Below are 14,048 nucleotides of genomic sequence, written 5' to 3'. Positions count from 1 at the left end.
CAGTTGATACAATTTGAAACGCACCCGTTGCCTACGCGCCGGGTGCGTTTTTTGTTTTGTCGTGGATCAAGGTTTTGGCAGATCAATCAGGCGCTGATGGGGACATCGGCCCGGGAGCGAGCAAATGAAGTTGGCAGATTGGCGCATGGGCACGAAGCTGGGCATGGGATTCCTCGTCATGGTCCTGTTCTCGGCCATCCTGGGGGCGGTGGCCTGGTTGCAACTGGCGCAGATGCACCGCAACGCATTGCATTTGTCGGATGTGGCCCTGCCCAGCATGTTCCATGCGGGCGCCATGCGCTCCGAGTACAACCGCCTGCGCCGCCACGAGGCCGGCATCGCCTCGGCGCGCAGCCTGGGCGAGGTCGATGGCTTTGCCAAGCAGGTGCAGGACCGGCTGCAGACCATCGGCGAGCACGAGACGGCGCTGCGTGCGCTGATCGACCAGCAGGCCCTGCGCGCGGCCTTTGACGACTACCTCGGCTTCAAGCAGCAGTTCCTGGCCATGCATGCGCGCCTGCTGGAGCGCGCGCGTGCCGGCAACTATTCGACCACCGAGGAGCAGGCCTTCATGGCCGACGAGATGGGGCTGATGTTCGCCGGCGAGTCCGAGGCGCAGTTCGGCAAGCTGGCCGAAAGCGCCGGCCGCCTGCTGACCCTGCAGCGCGAGGCGGGCGAGCAGGCACGCCAGCAGGCGCAGGCCGGCTTTGACCTCGCCCGCATCTGGGTGCTGGGCACGCTGGCCGTGGTGGTTGCCATTGCAGCCCTGGTGGGCTGGGCCATCACGCGTGCCGTGACCGGCCCCGTCGCCCAGGCCGTCCATGTGGCGCGCAACGTGGCGGCCGGCCATCTGGAGACGCCGGTCACCAGCCGCCGCCGCGACGAAATGGGCCAGCTCATCAACGCACAGGAAGACATGCGCCGCAAGCTCGCCGAGCTGGTGGGCGAGGTGCGTGGCAACGCGCAGGGCGTGGCACTGGCCGCCGGTGAGATCGCCCAGGGCAATGCCGATCTGTCGGCGCGCACCGAAAGCCAGGCCAGCGCGCTGGAGGAAACGGCGGCCTCCATGGAGCAACTGGGCGCCACCGTGCGGCAGAACGCCGACAGCGCGCGCCAGGCCAACCAGATGGCGGCCTCCGCATCGGGCATCGCCGCGCGTGGGGGCGAAGTCGTGGCCCAGGTGGTGGACACCATGAAGGGCATCAACGACAGCAGCCGCCAGATCGCGGACATCATCGGCGTGATCGACGGCATTGCCTTCCAGACCAACATTCTTGCGCTGAACGCGGCCGTGGAAGCGGCCCGCGCAGGCGAGCAGGGCCGGGGCTTTGCCGTGGTAGCGGGCGAGGTCCGTTCGCTGGCCCAGCGCAGCGCCGAGGCGGCCAAGGAGATCAAGGCGCTGATCCAGGCCAGCGAGCAGCGCGTGGAGCAGGGCACGCAGCTGGTGGACAAGGCCGGCGAGACCATGTTGGAAATCGTCACCGCCATCCGGCGCGTGACGGACATCATGGGCGAGATCAGCGCGGCCAGCAGCGAGCAGAGCGCGGGCGTTGCCCAGGTGGGTGATGCCATCACGCAGATGGACCAGGCCACGCAGCAGAACGCGGCCCTGGTGGAGCAAAGCGCCGCCGCCGCCCAGTCGCTGCAGCAGCAGGCACAGGCCATGGTGGCCTCGGTCTCGGTATTCCGCACGGCGGCTGCCGATGCGCCAGCTGTCACTGTGGCGACTGCCGCAGCATCGCGCGCAACGGTTGTTGCCTCCCTGGCATCGCGTCCGGCCCTGGCTCCCATGGCCGCCGGGCCGGCGCAACAGCTCGCTGCGGCCACCCCGGCCAAGGCCACCAAGGCCACCAAGACGACCACCGAGACGACCACCGCCGACGATGAGGAGTGGGCCGCGTTCTGAGGTCTCACGCGCAGTTCAGCTTCCTTTTCTGGCGGCTCCATGCTTTGCATGGGGCCGCTTTCCTTTTGTGTCTGCCGCTGAGCTGGCGCAAGACGGGAGCGAGAGGCTGTGGCACAAATCTGCCAGTGAAGGTTTCTGCCTACTACCAGTACCTGAACTTGTCCTGAACAATGCCTGGATACTGGCAGAATGTAAGTGGATGTAGTCCTATTCTTACAGCGTGAACAATGGCGGCTTCTGGCGCCGCTCCCTAGGAACGAAGGGGTATCCCGTGATCACCTTGTTCTCATGGCCGCCACGCCTGGCGGCAATCAGTCTTCCAGCGGACCGCGCCACCGCGGTGGCTCTCCCTCTCCAATCCTTGCCCACAAGCCGACTTGCGCGGTTGCGGCAGATCTGTTTTTGCGAAGTCCGCGCCGGGCCTGGCTGACGCCTGTCCATGGCGCAACACAAAGCTAGGCACAACAAGATGGCAGGACTTCGACAAGAAAGACGAACGTGAAAAACCTCAAGATCTCAACGCGCATGCTGGGCACCTTCGGCCTGCTGGTGGTGCTGCTGCTGGCCGTGGTGGCCGCAGCCCTGGTGCAGTTGCGCGCCATGCGCGCCAGCATGGAAGTCATCACGGGCAACGCCATGCCCAGCGTGGAAGTGATCAACCAGATCGGCACCGATGTCGTGCGCACGCGCCTTCTGGAAGTGCGCCATGTCAACAATGACGATGCCGCCTACAAGACCGATTCGGAAAAGCAGCTGGAACAACTGCAGCGCCGCCTGGCCGAGCGCAAGAAGGCCTATGAGCCGCTGCTGTCATCGGACGAAGAACGCAGACTCTACGCGCAACTGGTCCAGGAACGCGAGCGCTACCAGCAACTGAGCCAGCAGGTGCTGGCGCTGTCGCGCCAGGGCGAGAAGGAAAAGGCCCAGGCGGTGCTGGGCGGCGAGTCGCTGAAGCTCTACAACGATTCGTCGAACACGCTGGACCTGCTGGTCAAGCTCAACAGTGATGCCGCCTTGCAGGAAAGCCGCAATGCCGAGGCCGTGTACGGGCGCTCGGTCGTCGTCCTCAGCGTGGCGGCGCTGGCGGCCGTGCTGCTGGCCGTGCTGGCCGGCCTGTGGCTGACGCGCTCCATCCGCGCGCCGCTGGCGCATGCGGTCGATGCCGCAGACCGCGTGGCCAACGGCGACCTGGGCGGGACCATCCGCATCGACCGCAATGACGAAACCGGCCTGCTGCTGGGCGCGCTGCAGCGCATGCAGTCCAGCCTGGTGCAGACCGTGCGCAGCGTGCGCCAGAACGCCGAAGGCGTGGCCTCGGCCAGCGCGCAGATTGCCTCCGGCAATGCCGACCTGTCCAGCCGCACGGAAGAGCAGGCCAGTGCCCTGGAGCAGACGGCAGCCTCCATGGAGGAGCTGGGCTCCACCGTGCGCCAGAACGCCGACAACGCACGCCAGGCCAATCAACTGGCGCTCAATGCATCCAGCGTTGCGCGCCGTGGCGGCGACGTGGTGGCCGAGGCCGTGGAGACCATGAAGGGCATCAACGACAGCAGCCGGCGCATCGGCGACATCATCGGCGTGATCGACTCCATTGCTTTCCAGACCAACATCCTCGCGCTCAATGCCGCAGTGGAGGCGGCCCGCGCAGGTGAGCAGGGCCGGGGCTTTGCCGTGGTCGCGGGCGAGGTGCGCTCGCTGGCGCAGCGCAGCGCCGAGGCGGCCAAGGAAATCAAGGCGCTGATCACGGCCAGCGTGGAGCGTGTGGAGCAGGGCTCGCAACTGGTGGACCGCGCAGGCACGACCATGACCGAAGTGGTGGCCGCCATCGGCCGGGTCACCGACATCATGGGCGAGATCAGCTCGGCCAGCACTGAGCAGAGCTCCGGCGTGGCCCAGGTTGGCGAAGCCGTCACGCAGATGGACCAGACCACGCAGCAGAACGCGGCCCTGGTCGAGGAAAGCGCGGCCGCCGCTGCCTCGCTGCGCAAGCAGGCGCAGGACCTGGTCGAGGCCGTGGCCGTCTTCCAGTTGCCCCGTGGCGCCACGGACAGCCATGCGCATGTGCCGCACAGGGTGGCGGCACCGGCCAGCCCCGCAGCGCGCCCCGCAGCCCCGCCTGTCCGGCCTGCCCCACCCGCCAGCCCTGCGCGGCCTGCGGCCCTGGGCGGCGGCGGTGCGCCTGCAGGCGGCGAGACGCTGGCACGCCGGCTTGAGCGCGATGCCACGCCCCCCATCCGGCCGCGCGCCGGACCCACGCAGGCCGGCAAGCCGGCACCACGCCAGCCCGGTCAGGGCGATGACGACTGGGAAACCTTCTGAGCCTTGGCCCTCGCCTTACCCCTGGCGCAGCGGGCTGTGGGCCTGAAGCTCCTGCAGATAGCCGGCCATGCCCTCGCCCTCGCGGTCCAGAAAGCGCGAGATGGCATCGGCAAAGGACGGGTGGGCAATCCAGTGGGCGCTGGGGGTGACCACGGGCAGCAGTGCCCGTGCCATCTTGTGCTCGCCCTGGGCGCCTCCCTCGAAATGCGCAATGCCGCGTTCTATGCACCAGGCGATGGGCTGGTAGTAGCAGGCCTCGAAATGCAGGCAATCCACGCGCTCCAGTGCGCCCCAGTAGCGGCCGTAGGCCGTTCCCTGCGGGGCTTGCGGCGCGTGGGCGCGCCCGTCCGGATGGCCCGCTGACAGCCTTGCGGCCGCAGCGTCCAGCGCGATCAGGCTGCAGGCCATGGGCCGGCCGTCGCGCTCGGCGATGAACATCAGCCAGGCCTCGGGCATCTGGCGCGCCATGGCCTCGAAGAAGGCCGGTTCGAGGTACGGGGCGTTGCCATGCTCCAGGTAGGTTCGCTCATGGCAGCGGTAGAAAAAGGCCCAGTCCTCTGTGCCCATGTCCGGCCCGTGCAGGGCGCGAAAGCGCACGCCGGCCTCATGCACCTTGCGCCTTTCCTGGCGTATCTTCTTGCGCTTTTCCTGGTTCAGCGTCGCCAGAAAGTGGTCGAAATCGCTGTGCCCGGCGCCATCGGCGCCCTGGTTGCTCCAGTGGAACTGCACGGTGCTGCGCTGCATCCAGCCGTCGGCATCGCAGGCTGCCAGATCCTCGGCATCGCTGAACAGCAGGTGCAGCGAAGACAGCTGCTGCGCCTGGGCCCATTCGCGCACCGCGCGCACCAGGGCTGCACGCAGCAAGGGCGTGCGCGCCAGCAGGCGGCTGCCCGGCACGGGCGTGAAAGGCACGGCCAGCACGCCCTTGGGGTAGTAGTCCAGCCCATGCTGGGCGTAGGCACGTGCCCAGGCAAAGTCGAACACGTACTCGCCATAGGAGTGCGCCTTGGCGTAGACCGGGCAGGCGGCGACCAGCTCGCCGCCCTGCCAGAGCGTGACCACGCGGCCGGCCCAGCCGGTTTGCGGCACGGCGCTGCCGCTGGATTCCAGCGCGCTCAGGTACTCGTGGCGCATGAAGGGAGTGGGCGCGGCCTGCGATGCCAGCAGCGCATTCCAGGCCTGGGCATCGAGCTGCTGCACGCTGTCCAGCACGCGGGTGATAATTGCGGTTTCAGCCATGCCATTCCTTGCAGGCCGGTGTGACGCGCGCTGCCGCCTTTCGCTGTGGGGTGGCCTTGTCGGCCCTGTTGGCTCCATTGCATTCCATGACGCTCTCCATCTGCACTGCCCAGCTCAACTTTGTCGTGGGCGACCTGCCCGGCAATGTCCAGAAAATCATTGCCGCAGCCCGTGAAGCTTATGCCACGGGAGCACGCTTGCTGCTGACGCCCGAGCTTGCCCTGTGCGGCTATGCGGCCGAAGACCTGTATCTGCGCCCCGCCTTTCTGGATGCCTGCGACCAGGCCGTGCAGCAGCTTGCGCTGGAGACCGCGCAATGGCCGGGCCTGGCGCTGGTGCTGGGCCATCCCTGGCGCGACCAGGGCGCCGTTGGCGCGTTGCGCAATGCGGCCAGCGTGCTGCGCGACGGGCGCGTGGAATGCAGCTACGCCAAGCAATGCCTGCCCAACTACGGCGTGTTCGACGAGCAGCGCTACTTTGTGGCCGGCCAATCGCCCTGCGTGATCGAAGTGCAGGGCGTGCGCGTGGGCCTGCTGATCTGCGAGGACGCCTGGCATCCCGAACCCGCACGCGCCGCCGCCCAGGCCGGCGCGCAATTGCTGGCCGTGATCAATGCCTCGCCCTTCCATGAGGGCAAGCAGGTCGAACGCGAAGCCACGCTGGCCGCGCGTGCGCGCGAGACCGGCCTGCCCCTGGTCTACGCACATCTGGTTGGCGGCCAGGATGAAATCGTCTTTGATGGCTGCTCCTTTGCCGTGCAGGCGGACGGCTCCATTGCCGCGCGCGCGCCGGCCTTTGCCGAGGCCTTGCCGCGGGTGGAGGTCCGCACGGGCGGGCATGCGCTGGTGCTGGCCGGCGAGGTGATTGCGCAGCCAGGGCACCTGCCGGCGCTGTGGTCCGCCCTGGTGCTGGCCGTGCGCGACTACGTGGGCAAGAACCGTTTCCCTGGTGCCCTGCTGGGCCTGTCGGGCGGTATCGACTCGGCCCTGGTGCTGGCGATTGCAGTCGATGCCCTGGGAGCGGACAAGGTGCATACGGTGATGATGCCTTCGCCCTACACGGCCGACATCAGCTGGATCGATGCGCGTGACATGGCCGAGCGCGTGGGCGTGCGCTATGACGAAATCTCCATCGCACCGCAGTTCGAGGCCTTCAAGGCCGCGCTGGCCCCGGCCTTCGCGGGCCGCGCCGAGGACACGACCGAAGAAAATCTGCAGGCCCGCATACGCGGCACCCTGCTGATGGGCCTGTCCAACAAGTTCGGCTCCGTGGTGCTGACCACCGGCAACAAGAGCGAGATGTCCACCGGCTACTGCACGCTCTATGGCGACATGGCGGGCGGCTTCGCGGTGATCAAGGACGTGCTCAAGACCGAGGTTTTTGCGCTGGCGCGCTGGCGCAATGCCAACGATCCGTTCGGCACGGGGCTGGACCCCATTCCGGATCGCATCATCACGCGCCCGCCCAGCGCCGAACTGCGCCCTGACCAGAAAGACCAGGACAGCCTGCCCGCTTATGAGGTGCTCGATGCCATCGTGCGCCGTTACATGGAAAATAACGAAAGCATCGCCTCCATCGTGGCCGACGGATACGCCAGCGCCGATGTGGAGCGAGTGACGCGCCTGATCCAGATCAACGAGTACAAACGCCGCCAGGCGCCCGTGGGGCCGCGACTGACGCGCCGCAGCTTCGGCAAGGATTGGCGCTACCCCATCACCAACCGCTTTCGCGCTTGAAATGAATATCCCCCTGAGTCGCTTCGCGCCTTCCCCCTCTCGCTTCGCGGGGGAGACGACAGCCTCGCTGCGGGGCGGCCCTTGCTCGCTGTCCCTGACTTTGGGGCGCGCCAGTGACTTGGGTCTTGCCGATCTTGTGTGGCCCTCACATTTGTAATACCTAGGAGTTCACCCCATGAAAATGATCACCGCCATCATCAAGCCGTTCAAGCTGGAAGAGGTCCGCGAGGCACTGGCCGACTGCGGCGTCAACGGCCTGACCGTCACCGAGGTCAAGGGCTTTGGCCGCCAGAAGGGCCATACCGAGCTTTACCGCGGTGCTGAGTACGTGGTGGACTTCCTGCCCAAGGTGAAGATCGAGGTCGTGGTCCGCACCGAGGACGTGGACCGCTGCGTGGACGCCATCGTCAACGTGGCGCGCACGGGCAAGATCGGTGACGGCAAGATCTTCGTCACGGCCGTGGAGCGCGTGGTGCGCATCCGTACCGGCGAGCTCGACGACGGAGCCATTTGAGTCCGAGAGCAGGGCAGGGCGCATTCGGCGCCGTGCATTCCTGATATCTCGACGCTGGCGGCCATCCTCTCAAGGGTGGCCGTTTCCGTTTCCGCTGCTGTTCAGATCACGGCGCGCAAGGGCGCAGTCTCCAGGCCCGTGCCGGCGTTCTGCACCAGGGATTGCAGCAGCGTGGGGATGTCGCTGCCGCTTTCGATCAGTCCCATCTGCCACTCGCCCATGAAGCCATGGCCCACGCAGGTCTGCAGGAACTGCAGCATGCTGTCGTAGTAGCCATCCACATTGAGCAGGCCGATGGGCTTGTCGTGATAGCGCAGCTGGCGCCAGGTCCAGACCTCGAACAATTCCTCGAAGGTGCCTATGCCGCCGGGCAAGGCGACGAAGGCATCGCTGCGCTCGGCCATCATGGCCTTGCGCTCGTGCATGGTCTGAACGATGTGCAGTTCATCGCAGGCATGGTTGGCCAGTTCCTTGTCCACCAGCGCCTGCGGAATCACGCCCACGACGCGGCCGCCGGCCTGCCGCGTGGCCTCGGCCACCTCGCCCATCAGGCCGCTGCGGCCGCCTCCATAGACCAGCTGGCCGCCGTGCTCACCGATCCAGCGGCCTGTGGCGCGGGCCGCCTCGATGAATCCGGGCTGGTCGCCGGGGCGCGAGCCGCAATACACACAAATGGAAAACGTGGGATTTGTCATGCAATGAACCGTTGATAGAGGGCGGCCAGCCAGACGCCAGCGCACAGCAGCAGCGCCAGCATCACGGCCGCGCTGCCCATGTCCTTGGCCTGCTTGGACAGAACGTGCCATTCGGGGCCTATGCGATCGACCACGGCCTCGATGCCGCTGTTGAGCAGCTCCACGATCAGCACCAGCAAGACGGTGCCCGCCAGCAGTGCGACCTCGATCCAGCTGCTTCCCAGCCAGAAGGCGGCAGGGATCAGCACGATGGCGGCCAGCGCTTCCTGGCGGAAGGCTTTTTCATTCCATCCGGCGCGAAGGCCTGAGAGCGAATAGCCTGCTGCGTGCCAGACACGCGTCAGGCCTGTGCGGCTTTTCTGGGGATTGACAGGTGCACTGTCGGTCGGGTCGGGAGATGCGGCGGGCATGCTTGCGAGTGTAGGAGATGCGACGCTGCCTCTGGGGCTGTCAGCGCTTTTTCCTGGGTGCCGGGGCCTGGTGGATCAACTGGGTGCCGGCCCATGCGTCATGCCAGAACTGCCGGCGCGGATGAAAGCGGCTGAGCAGCGCCCAGAGCGCCACCCACAGCACCAGCAGCATCAGCGTGGTCAGTGCAGGCACGCCGGTCGAATAGGCCGCCAGTGGCGGCAGCAGCCAGATCCAGCTGAACACATAGCGCCGCAGCGCGCGCAACTGGCTGACGGGCTGGCCTGCCGCATCCACCAGGCGGATGTGCCAGGTCTTCATGGCCAGCGTCTGGCCCTTGGACCAGAACCAGACGAAATAGATGCCCAGCACCACGAACATGAAGGCCTGCAGCGCATGGCGGTTGTCCATGGCATTGCGTGTCTGCGACAGGGTGCCGAACAGATAGCCTGCAATGAAGACGACGCCGAACAGCAGCATGCCCTCGTAGAGCCAGCAGGCCATGCGCCGCGCGAGTCGCGGGGCCATCTGTGGAGAGGCTGCGATTGCGGCTGCCGTGGTGGAGGCGGGGGATGAGGCGTTCGTCATGCGGACGGGGAGATCGGTGCGTCAGTGCGTCAATGCGAGAGGGGCGCTTCGCCGTGCGATGGCTGGGATGCAGCATCGGGACTGTCATGCAGTTCCATGGGCGGCAAAGGCATGGGCGTGGCCGAGGGCACTTCCACCGGCGCCGTCTCCACCAGCGCCGGCGGGCGCACGGGGTGGGTTTCCACACCTGTAGGGGATGGGGCCGGAGGTACGGGGAGCGGCGGGTTGTAGATGGTGGCGGGCGGAATCTTCGGCGGATTCGGAATGGTGGCCGGAGCCACCGAGGCCGCCGGAATCCTCGCCAGCCGCTTGGGGGCTACGGGCTCTATGGCGGTGGCGGCGCCCTTGGCCTTGGGCGCGGCGCGCGCGGCCAGCAGGCGTTTTTCCTCGTCGCTGAGCGCCTGGTAGGCCTCCCACTGGGCGCGCTTGTCCGTGGCCAGGCGGTTGGTCAGGGCGAAATTCAGGCGGGCCTGGCTGCGCTGCTGGGCGCTGAGGCTGGACCAGGTCTGCATGCGATCACGCAGCTTTTCCTGCTCTTTCTCGCTGAGCTTGTCCCAGCCCTCGGCCAGCGCCATCCAGCGGCGCTTTTGCAGCGCATCCATCATGGACCAGCGCTCGGACAGGGGTTCAAGCACGCTGCTCTGCGCCGGTGTCAGCTCTGCCCAGCGCGGGCCGGAGGCCAGGTCCGTGGCGCGCTGGCGTGTGGCTGCATCACCGTGCAGGGTCTTGGAGGCTGCGATCGTGGCCGGCGAGACGGTGCTGGGTGCCAGTCGTACCTGCTGCACGACGCGCCAGCCGGTCCAGGCCAGCGCCATCAACAGCACCGCCGCCAGGATGGCGGCGGCTGAGCGGTGGAACGCGGCGCGTGAATCAGTGGGCATGCAGGCAGGCAAGGCGGGGATCAGCGTTCCGTGTTGGTGGCCGAAGTCTTCAGGTACTGGATGAAGCCGGGGTCGGCGTAGGCGGCGGGCGGCAGATCATCGGTCAGCAAGGCGGTATCCACCTCGGCAACCTCGGTTAGACCTGTCTGGTCCGTCTGCACGTTGACGACCACCAGGCCAACGATCAACGCCAGCACCGGCACGGCCGAGATCAGCGCGCGCCACCAAGTGCCGCCCTCGTCGCCGGAGCCCAGCGTCAGCGTGCCGCCCTGGGCCTGGGTTGCGCTGGCAGCCTGCACGGGCGCAGCGCGCAGCTCGCGCCGGCGAACGGACAGGGCGCGCTCGCGCCCAGCGCGCAGCCGTTCGGTGATGTCGTATGGCAGCAACGCCTCGCCGTCACCCAGGCGCGCGGTGATCCGGCGTGCGATGCGGTCGGCCGCCATTTCGCTGTGGAGAGTGAGAGTGGGCGCAGTCTTCATAGCTCGATTCCTTTGGCCTTCAGTGCCTTGCTCAATGTCTGGATGGCGCGGAAACAATGTGTTTTTACACTTCCTTCGGAACACCCCATCGCGGCAGCGGTCTCCGCGACGTCCATCTCTTCCCAATAACGCATCAGGAAAGCTTCGCGTTGACGTGCTGGAAGCTCCTGTATCTCTTTTTCAATGCTTTGCAAAATCTGGGCCCGCTCGGTCAGATCTTCGGCGCTGCGGGCGGTTTCGCCGTTCTGGCCGGAGTCGGCGTAGGTTTCGAGCCAGTCGAAGTCCGCATCGTCGCCGGCCGACGCCTCCAGATCGCTCATGCGGGTGAAGAGGGCGTTCTGCGTTTTTTGCCTGCGAAACCAGTCCAGCGTGCTGTTGGACAGGATGCGCTGGAACAGCATGGGCAGCTCGTTGATGGGCTTGTCGCCATAGTGCTGCGCCAGCTTGAGCATGCTGTCCTGCACGATGTCCAGCGCCGCCTCCTCATCCCGGACGTGAAAAAAGCTGCGCTTGAAGGCTCGCTTTTCTACGCTTTTGAGGAAGTCGGATAGTTCTTGCTCGGTTGCCAAAAGGAACGCAGGCCCGGATGAGGGGCTCGTTGATGAGGGGCTGAACGGGTGCGGGGCCTGATTATCGCACCGCACTGTCAATTTTTTTCGCAGGATGGCGCGCAGGCTTGTTGCAGTGCGATAATGTCTGCTGCAATTCAAAAAGGCAAACGGGTCACGGTCCGGCGTTTACTCACTCGCCCATGTCTGTTGGTCCTAAGTCCCGCACCGGCCTCACAAGGGCTTCAGGCAAGGGGCACCCAAGGTTTTTCGTTAGAGAAATTCACAAAGGTTGATCATGGAAATTTCCAAAGCCGAGTACTCCAGCGCGGCAGCAGCGGCGTCGCAGTCCCATGCATCCCAGGAGCTGATGGGCTCCGAGATCCTCGTCAAGTCCCTGCAGGCCGAAGGCGTCAAGCAGCTTTGGGGCTATCCGGGCGGTGCGGTTCTGTACATCTACGACGCCCTCTACAAACAAGATTCCATTCAGCATGTGCTGGTGCGCCATGAACAGGCGGCCGTGCATGCGGCAGACGGTTTTGCCCGGGCCACGGGTGAAGTCGGCGTGGCCCTGGTGACCTCGGGTCCCGGCCTGACCAACGCCGTGACCGGCATTGCCACCGCCTATACCGATTCCATTCCCCTGGTCGTGATCAGCGGCCAGACCTCGACGGCCTACATCGGCACCGATGCGTTCCAGGAATGCGACACCGTCGGCATCACCCGCCCCATCGTCAAGCACAACTTCCTGGTGAAGGATGTGCGCGAGCTGGCGGACACGATGAAGAAGGCCTTCCACATCGCGCGCACCGGCCGTCCCGGCCCCGTGGTGGTGGACATCCCCAAGGACGTGTCCTTCAAGAAGGCGCTCTACGCCGGCTACCCCGACAAGGTGGAGATGCGCTCCTACAACCCGGTGCGCAAGGGCCATGCCGGCCAGATCCGCAAGGCGCTGCAGTTGCTGCTGGCCGCCAAGCGACCCTATATCTACACGGGCGGAGGTGTTCTGCTGGGCAATGCCTGCAACGAGCTGCGCACGCTGGTGGACATGCTGGGCTACCCGGTCACGCATACGCTGCTGGGCCTGGGCGCCTATCCGGCCAGCGACCGCAAGTTCCTGGGCATGCTGGGCATGCACGGCACCATCGAAGCCAACAATGCCATGCAGAACTGCGACGTGCTGCTGGCGGTGGGTGCACGCTTCGATGACCGCGTGATCGGCAACCCCAAGCATTTCATGTCGGTGGAGCGCAAGATCATCCACATCGACATCGATCCCTCTTCCATCTCCAAGCGCGTGAAGGTGGACGTGCCCATCGTGGGCGACGTCAAGGAGGTGCTGACCGAGCTGATCTCCATGATCCGCGAGGCAAGTGCCCGTCCCGACGCAGCGGCCCTGGGCCAATGGTGGGAGACCATCGAAGGCTGGCGCAGCCGCGACTGCCTGCAGTACAGCCGTGGCGATGGCTCGGTCATCAAGCCGCAGTACGTGGTGGAGACGCTGTGGAACATGACCCGCGACGCCGATGCCTACATCACGTCCGATGTGGGCCAGCACCAGATGTGGGCTGCGCAGTACTACCGCTTCGACGAGCCGCGCCGCTGGATCAACTCCGGCGGCCTGGGCACCATGGGCGTGGGCCTGCCCTACGCCATGGGCATCAAGCTGGCCAAGCCGGAATCCGAGGTGTTCTGCATCACGGGTGAAGGCTCCATCCAGATGAATATCCAGGAGCTGGCCACCTGCCTGCAGTACAACACGCCGGTCAAGGTGGTGTCGCTGAACAACCGCTACCTGGGCATGGTGCGCCAGTGGCAGGAGATCGAGTATTCGGGCCGCTACAGCAGCAGCTACATGGACTCGCTGCCCAACTTCGTGAAGCTGGCCGAGGCCTATGGCCACGTGGGCATGCTGATCGAGCGCCCCGAGGACGTGGAGCCCGCCCTGCGCGAGGCACGCAAGCTCAAGGACCGCACGGTGTTCATGGACTTCCGTACCGATCCCACCGAGAATGTGTTCCCCATGGTGCAGGCCGGCCGTGGGATCACCGAGATGCTGCTGGGAGCTGACGACCTCTGAGCATGGTCCCTTGCGGGATCTGCCCGGGTTCATTCCTGCCGCATCCGTTCCAGTGAGCCGTCCTCGAGGCGGCCCCTTTGACGAATCTATTGCCTGCCAAGCCCGACGTTTACCGGCGCCGGGGGAGGGCAGCGAAAAGAGGAATCTTTCTTTCATGAAACACATCATTGCCGTGCTGCTCGAAAACGAGCCGGGAGCCTTGTCGCGCGTGGTGGGCCTGTTCTCGGCCCGCGGCTACAACATCGAATCGCTGACCGTGGCCCCCACGGAAGACGCATCGCTGTCGCGCATGACCATTCAGACGAATGGCTCCGAAGACGTGATCGAGCAGATCACCAAACACCTGAATCGCCTGATCGAAGTCGTCAAGGTCGTGGACCTGACCGAGGGCTCCTATACCGAGCGCGAACTCATGATGGTCAAGGTCCGCGCCGTGGGCAAGGAACGCGAGGAGATGAAGCGCATGGCGGACATCTTCCGCGGCCGCATCATCGACGTGACCGAAAAGAGCTACACGGTCGAGCTGACCGGCGACCAATCCAAGAACGACGCCTTCCTGCAGGCGCTGGACCGCACGGCCATTCTGGAAACCGTGCGCACCGGCTCCTGCGGCATCGGCCGCGGCGAACGCATCCTGCGCGTTTGATGCGCTGCA

Annotated in this window: 13 protein-coding genes; 6 read left to right on the top strand and 7 right to left on the bottom strand. The window is 66.0% G+C overall.

Annotated elements, in window-relative coordinates; translation table 11 throughout:
- The first annotated feature begins 124 nt into the window (after nucleotides 1-124).
- Both BO996_RS22695 and BO996_RS22690 read left to right on the top strand, forming a co-directional pair.
- Complete coding sequence (locus BO996_RS22695; protein WP_071956480.1) at nucleotides 125-1,906, top strand: methyl-accepting chemotaxis protein; 1,782 nt, start codon at nucleotides 125-127, stop codon at nucleotides 1,904-1,906.
- A gap of 525 nt (nucleotides 1,907-2,431) precedes the next feature.
- Nucleotides 2,432-4,225, top strand: a complete 1,794-nt coding sequence (locus BO996_RS22690; protein ID WP_013801498.1) for a methyl-accepting chemotaxis protein — start codon at nucleotides 2,432-2,434, stop codon at nucleotides 4,223-4,225.
- Between the two features lie 15 nt (nucleotides 4,226-4,240).
- Here BO996_RS22690 and BO996_RS22685 read toward each other — a convergent pair whose 3' ends face one another.
- Nucleotides 4,241-5,464: a GNAT family N-acetyltransferase gene (locus tag BO996_RS22685; RefSeq protein WP_071956478.1), complete on the bottom strand. Its 1,224-nt coding sequence runs from the start codon at nucleotides 5,462-5,464 to the stop codon at nucleotides 4,241-4,243.
- A gap of 86 nt (nucleotides 5,465-5,550) precedes the next feature.
- On the opposite strand from BO996_RS22685, the gene BO996_RS22680 reads away from it, so the two are divergent.
- Nucleotides 5,551-7,200 (top strand): NAD+ synthase, encoded by a 1,650-nt coding sequence (locus BO996_RS22680; protein WP_071956477.1) that lies wholly within the window; start codon nucleotides 5,551-5,553, stop codon nucleotides 7,198-7,200.
- Nucleotides 7,201-7,375: 175 nt separating this feature from the next.
- Nucleotides 7,376-7,714: a P-II family nitrogen regulator gene (locus tag BO996_RS22675; RefSeq protein WP_012206673.1), complete on the top strand. Its 339-nt coding sequence runs from the start codon at nucleotides 7,376-7,378 to the stop codon at nucleotides 7,712-7,714.
- Between the two features lie 101 nt (nucleotides 7,715-7,815).
- Here the strand turns inward: BO996_RS22675 and BO996_RS22670 are convergent, their stop codons facing one another.
- The 6 genes from BO996_RS22670 to BO996_RS22645 are packed head-to-tail and all read right to left on the bottom strand — an operon-like array spanning nucleotide 7,816 to nucleotide 11,334.
- Nucleotides 7,816-8,409: a TIGR00730 family Rossman fold protein gene (locus BO996_RS22670; protein ID WP_012206672.1), complete on the bottom strand. Its 594-nt coding sequence runs from the start codon at nucleotides 8,407-8,409 to the stop codon at nucleotides 7,816-7,818.
- Complete coding sequence (locus BO996_RS22665; RefSeq protein ID WP_043819740.1) at nucleotides 8,406-8,819, bottom strand: diacylglycerol kinase; 414 nt, start codon at nucleotides 8,817-8,819, stop codon at nucleotides 8,406-8,408. Before BO996_RS22665 ends, BO996_RS22670 begins: the two co-directional genes overlap by 4 nt.
- Before the next feature lie 40 nt (nucleotides 8,820-8,859).
- The gene (locus BO996_RS22660; protein WP_071956476.1) at nucleotides 8,860-9,405 is read right to left on the bottom strand and encodes an RDD family protein; all 546 of its coding nucleotides are present in this window, start codon (nucleotides 9,403-9,405) and stop codon (nucleotides 8,860-8,862) included.
- Between the two features lie 29 nt (nucleotides 9,406-9,434).
- The gene (locus BO996_RS22655) at nucleotides 9,435-10,286 is read right to left on the bottom strand and encodes a DUF3106 domain-containing protein (RefSeq protein ID WP_071956475.1); all 852 of its coding nucleotides are present in this window, start codon (nucleotides 10,284-10,286) and stop codon (nucleotides 9,435-9,437) included.
- A gap of 20 nt (nucleotides 10,287-10,306) precedes the next feature.
- Nucleotides 10,307-10,765, bottom strand: coding sequence for a DUF3619 family protein (locus BO996_RS22650; RefSeq protein ID WP_013801504.1), 459 nt, complete (start codon nucleotides 10,763-10,765; stop codon nucleotides 10,307-10,309).
- A complete protein-coding gene (locus BO996_RS22645) occupies nucleotides 10,762-11,334 on the bottom strand; it encodes an RNA polymerase sigma factor (RefSeq protein ID WP_013801505.1) in 573 nt (190 codons plus the stop codon). Before BO996_RS22645 ends, BO996_RS22650 begins: the two co-directional genes overlap by 4 nt.
- 277 nt (nucleotides 11,335-11,611) lie before the next feature.
- Between BO996_RS22645 and BO996_RS22640 the strand changes: the two genes are divergently transcribed.
- Both BO996_RS22640 and ilvN read left to right on the top strand, forming a co-directional pair.
- Complete coding sequence (locus BO996_RS22640; protein WP_013801506.1) at nucleotides 11,612-13,393, top strand: acetolactate synthase 3 catalytic subunit; 1,782 nt, start codon at nucleotides 11,612-11,614, stop codon at nucleotides 13,391-13,393.
- Between the two features lie 154 nt (nucleotides 13,394-13,547).
- On the top strand, nucleotides 13,548-14,039 hold the full coding sequence (ilvN, locus tag BO996_RS22635) for an acetolactate synthase small subunit (protein WP_012206665.1): 492 nt from the start codon (nucleotides 13,548-13,550) through the stop codon (nucleotides 14,037-14,039).
- The last annotated feature ends 9 nt before the right edge of the window (nucleotides 14,040-14,048 follow it).

The organism is Delftia sp. HK171 (assembly GCF_001886655.1).
Lineage (GTDB): Bacteria > Pseudomonadota > Gammaproteobacteria > Burkholderiales > Burkholderiaceae_C > Comamonas > Comamonas acidovorans.
Note: the sequence above shows the minus strand (reverse complement) of the source record. Positions and strands in the feature narration are given on the sequence as shown.

What these genes read in the sequence shown, in the direction of transcription:
- BO996_RS22695 (WP_071956480.1), top strand. Translation starts at nt 125, where the DNA reads ATGAAGTTGGCAGATTGGCGCATGGGCACGAAGCTGGGCATGGGATTC.
- BO996_RS22690 (WP_013801498.1), top strand. Translation starts at nt 2,432, where the DNA reads ATGCTGGGCACCTTCGGCCTGCTGGTGGTGCTGCTGCTGGCCGTGGTG.
- BO996_RS22685 (WP_071956478.1), bottom strand. Translation starts at nt 5,464, where the DNA reads ATGGCTGAAACCGCAATTATCACCCGCGTGCTGGACAGCGTGCAGCAG.
- BO996_RS22680 (WP_071956477.1), top strand. Translation starts at nt 5,551, where the DNA reads ATGACGCTCTCCATCTGCACTGCCCAGCTCAACTTTGTCGTGGGCGAC.
- BO996_RS22675 (WP_012206673.1), top strand. Translation starts at nt 7,376, where the DNA reads ATGAAAATGATCACCGCCATCATCAAGCCGTTCAAGCTGGAAGAGGTC.
- BO996_RS22670 (WP_012206672.1), bottom strand. Translation starts at nt 8,409, where the DNA reads ATGACAAATCCCACGTTTTCCATTTGTGTGTATTGCGGCTCGCGCCCC.
- BO996_RS22665 (WP_043819740.1), bottom strand. Translation starts at nt 8,819, where the DNA reads ATGCCCGCCGCATCTCCCGACCCGACCGACAGTGCACCTGTCAATCCC.
- BO996_RS22660 (WP_071956476.1), bottom strand. Translation starts at nt 9,405, where the DNA reads ATGACGAACGCCTCATCCCCCGCCTCCACCACGGCAGCCGCAATCGCA.
- BO996_RS22655 (WP_071956475.1), bottom strand. Translation starts at nt 10,286, where the DNA reads ATGCCCACTGATTCACGCGCCGCGTTCCACCGCTCAGCCGCCGCCATC.
- BO996_RS22650 (WP_013801504.1), bottom strand. Translation starts at nt 10,765, where the DNA reads ATGAAGACTGCGCCCACTCTCACTCTCCACAGCGAAATGGCGGCCGAC.
- BO996_RS22640 (WP_013801506.1), top strand. Translation starts at nt 11,612, where the DNA reads ATGGAAATTTCCAAAGCCGAGTACTCCAGCGCGGCAGCAGCGGCGTCG.
- ilvN (WP_012206665.1), top strand. Translation starts at nt 13,548, where the DNA reads ATGAAACACATCATTGCCGTGCTGCTCGAAAACGAGCCGGGAGCCTTG.